This window comes from Rhodoblastus sp. (assembly GCF_052145335.1).
In the GTDB taxonomy this organism is placed as follows: domain Bacteria; phylum Pseudomonadota; class Alphaproteobacteria; order Rhizobiales; family Beijerinckiaceae; genus Rhodoblastus.
The window spans coordinates 1-2682 of record NZ_JBKQOU010000182.1 but is presented as its reverse complement, the minus strand read 5'-3'; the positions used below and the strand labels follow the sequence as shown (position 1 = coordinate 2682).

2 protein-coding genes are annotated in these 2682 nt (G+C 64.4%); both read left to right on the top strand.

What is annotated here, in order from left to right; all coding sequences use genetic code 11:
* The first annotated feature begins 499 nt into the window (after positions 1 to 499).
* Entirely contained in the window at positions 500 to 1789 is a 1290-nt protein-coding gene (locus tag ACLP2E_RS11665) for an MFS transporter (RefSeq protein ID WP_442466027.1), read from the top strand.
* Positions 1790 to 1895: 106 nt separating this feature from the next.
* Positions 1896 to 2682, top strand: a 787-nt coding sequence (locus ACLP2E_RS11660) for an FAD-dependent oxidoreductase (RefSeq protein WP_442466026.1), incomplete at its 3' end; no start/stop codon positions are given.

The following is a 2682-nucleotide window of genomic DNA, read 5'->3' as shown; positions in this document are numbered from 1 at the left end:
GCGTTCGTTTGAAAAATGAGGGGATGGCTGATCTATGGGGGACTTTAAATCTGAATTTATTATTGTGAACGCGTGTTTAATGGCTTCGGCCAGCTGCTGCTTGTAGCTTTAAGACCGTGAGCCGTGGATCGGCGTACTGGGCCCCTTTCACCCCCATCGTGTTCCTCCCCCACGACCGGGCCGGCCTCGATCGCAGCTTGCGCGCGTAAGTGCGAGCCACGGCGCGCTTTTGCGGAGGCTTGGGTCATGAGATCCAGGCCTCCGTCTTTTCCCGGAAGCTTGGGTCCCGTGACGCAAACCAATGCTGCAAGGCCCAATCAGAGTGTCGGTGTCCGGGCCCCAACCGGTCGAAAAGACGGCAAAGCGATGAGCGGCACGTCGGGGATGCCTCTCATTATTCTTTCCGCCCGGAGCTGATTGATCTTCGTGATCGTCGCGGGCGCGCCGCGTGATGCGGGCATCTGTGCGCCAAATCATGCAGTCTGGTAGGAGAAAGCCAATGTCAGTGCAAACCGGAGCAACAACGCCTTCTCAGGCGCCCGCAACTGCGGAGAAATCGATCTACTGGCCATTTGCAATAGCCTGGCTATTCGCCCTGGTCTTCTATTTCATTCAATACGCCCTCCGCTCTGCGCCAGGCGTAATGGTACCTGAACTGATGCAGGCGTTCAGTCTGACGACGCTCGGCCTCAGCTCGCTGTTGGGGCTGTATTATTACACCTACGCCGCGTTCGCCATCGTTGCGGGCGCGTCTCTCGACCGTTATGGGGCCAAGGCGCCCATGGCGACTGGCGTCTTCGCCCTGGCGGCCGGCTGTGTGCTGTTCGGGCTTGGCTCGATCGGCGCCGCCGAGAGCGGAAGGCTGTTGCAAGGAGCCGGATCGGCTTTTTCCTTCACGGGCGCGGTTTATCTTGCGGCGCGCGGATTTTCCCACCGCTGGCTCGCCACCGCCGTCGGGTTCACGCAATTCGCCGGGATGCTTGGCGGCTTCGCTGGGCAGGTCGTCGTCGGTCCGCTCGTGCATGGCCCCATCGGGTGGCAAGCCTTCTGGATCGACAGCGGCGTGGTGTGCGCGATCCTCGCCGTCCTCGTGCTGATCACGACTCCAGGGAGCCATGATCAGGCCCGCGGCTCCGTGTGGTCGATGTTCGCGCCATACAAAATCGTGCTGACGAACCCGCAATCCTATCTCTGCGGCATTATTGGCGGGCTGCTGTTCATGCCGACCACCGTCGGCATCATGATCTGGGGAGTCCCTCTCCTGCGTAGCCTGGGCGCGGACCCTGCGGAGGCCGTGCACCGCGCCTCCTCCGTGACCTTCGGCTGGGCGATCGGCGCTCCGCTGCTCGGCTATGTCGCCGATCGCATCGGCCTTCGCAAGCCGGCGCTGCTTGGCGGGATCATCCTCATGCTGCTGTCCATCTTCAGCCTCCTCTATATGCCCGGCCTGCTTCCGCACTATGTCGGCGGCCTCGTCTTCGGCATCGGCTCCGGCGCAGCGATGATCCCCTATACGATGATCAAGGAAGTCAATCCGGACAACGTGAAGGGCAGCGCCACCGGCGCAATGAACTTCCTCGTTTTCAGCCTCAGCGCTGTCGTTGCGCCGGCCTTCGGGCTTGAGCTCTCCCATCTGTCTAGCGGTCAGCCTCTGACCGCGGCGGTGTTTCAACGGGCCGATCTGATCTGGGTCGCCGGCATCGTTTTGGCTTTTATCTTGACGCTGTTCCTGCGCGAGACCGGCGTTGCGGCGCGATCTGCGCCCCCGACGGCCGCGACTGCGCGCTGACCGATCGTGAAAAGCCATGGGCGGGGCATCGCCGCCGCCCAGGCGACGGACAACTGGGACATTCGACCGAGGAGCGGCGCGGTCACGCGCCTGGAGGATCACAAAGATGCTGAAGCAAGCCGACGCCACCCACGTTCATGCGACAGCCGCCGGCACGGGCCCGACAAGGCGGCAACTCCCGCAATGGATCGATCACGTGCCGCCCTGCAACGCGGCGTGTCCGGCGGGAGAGAACATTCAAGCCTGGCTCGAGCATGCGCTGGCCGGCCGATGGCGGCAGGCGTGGGAACAGATCCTCGACGACAATCCCTTTCCGGCCGTGCATGGTCGGGCCTGTTATCATCCCTGCCAGAGCAAATGCAATCGGGCAGATCTCGACGACGCCGTGAGCATCCATGCCGTCGAACGGCTTGTGGGCGATATGGCGCGGCAGGAGAAATGGCAACCGCGCCCCGGCGAGCCGACCGGCCGTCGCATCCTGATCGTCGGCGCCGGTCCGGCCGGCCTTTCCTGCGCCTATCACCTGGCGAGCCGCGGCCATGCCGTGGAGGTTCGCGAGGCGACCGAGGAGGCCGGCGGCATGATGAGCTGGGGCATTCCGGCCTATCGCCTGCCGCGCGAGGTCGTCCGTGACGAGATCGCGCGCATCGCCGCGATGGGTGTGACGATCACCTGCGGCCAGAAAGTGGAGGACGTGCTGGCCGAGAAGCAGAAGGGCAACTTCGACGCGGTATTCCTCGCTGTCGGCGCGCAAGCCGCCAATCGGCTCAACATCCCGGCGGCGGACGGGCGCCGGCTGATCGACGGCGTAACCTTGCTGGCCGAAGCGGAGCGGGGTCAGGCGCCGCGCCTCGGCCGCGTGGTCGGCGTCATCGGCGGCGGCAACACCGCCA